At 59.8% G+C, this 783-nt stretch carries 2 protein-coding genes; both read left to right on the top strand.

All coding sequences use genetic code 11. The features are described from left to right. Positions 1-209 precede the first annotated feature (209 nt). On the top strand, positions 210-632 hold the full coding sequence (locus ADK28_RS30000; protein WP_075202062.1) for a putative zinc ribbon protein: 423 nt from the start codon (positions 210-212) through the stop codon (positions 630-632). Further along, positions 620-783, top strand: a 164-nt coding sequence (locus tag ADK28_RS29995; RefSeq protein ID WP_343286292.1) for a putative zinc ribbon protein, incomplete at its 3' end; no start/stop codon positions are given. The genes ADK28_RS30000 and ADK28_RS29995, both read left to right, overlap by 13 nt.

The raw sequence follows: 783 nt of genomic DNA, 5'->3' as shown, positions 1-783 counted from the left end.
CAGCGCCAGTACTGTGGCGCCAGACCTTGCCCCGTTTGTTTGCGTCCCTCCGGCGCACCTGCGCAACTGTAACCCTTCTGTAGTCCAGGACCGGCCATCGCCGGTACCGACCTGCTAACGCATAATTGACCCGCCATTCACATCCTGTCGTGCTGCCCGTACCGGGACGGCTTACGCCTGCGTGTCGTCTGGCGGTAAGGAACACTACGATGTATGCAAAATCCTTTATGGCCCTCGACGGCAACGGTCACCTCACGGGGGCCAGAACCGCACAACGTTACCCGTATGGCCGCTATGCCTGCCACCTCTGCGGTAGTGCACTGCAATACCATCCTGAATACCAGACTGAACGTCCATGGTTTGAACACCAGACTGCCATGTTGACGGATAACGAGCGACAGCATTGCCCGTACGTGAAACCGGAACCCGGAGAGCTGAGGCTGGCAGGGCGTCTACAGCGGGTTATCCCGGGCGCTACGCCCGTGGTGCGCAGAGGAGACTGGCACTGTACCTGTTGTCACAACGATTACCATGGCGAGCGCTACTGCCTCACCTGCCGAACGGGTGAGCACAGCCGTGAAAGCGCGGATGCGGGCAACCTGCCAGCAGAGGTGACGACATGCGCATGCTGAAGTGTTACCTGGCAAATGACCGCGAAGGGCATTTTGTGACTGCCGGCGAGGCGATGAGTACGCCGGGGCAGATATGGATCTGCGCGTCCTGTGGCTGTCGGCTGGTGTTACATGCCAGTATGCACGAAGACCCGTGGTTTGAGCATGACCA

The organism is Serratia sp. 506_PEND (genome assembly GCF_001076875.1).
GTDB classification, from domain to species: Bacteria; Pseudomonadota; Gammaproteobacteria; order Enterobacterales; family Enterobacteriaceae; genus Serratia; species Serratia marcescens.
Note: the sequence above shows the minus strand (reverse complement) of the source record. Positions and strands in the feature narration are given on the sequence as shown.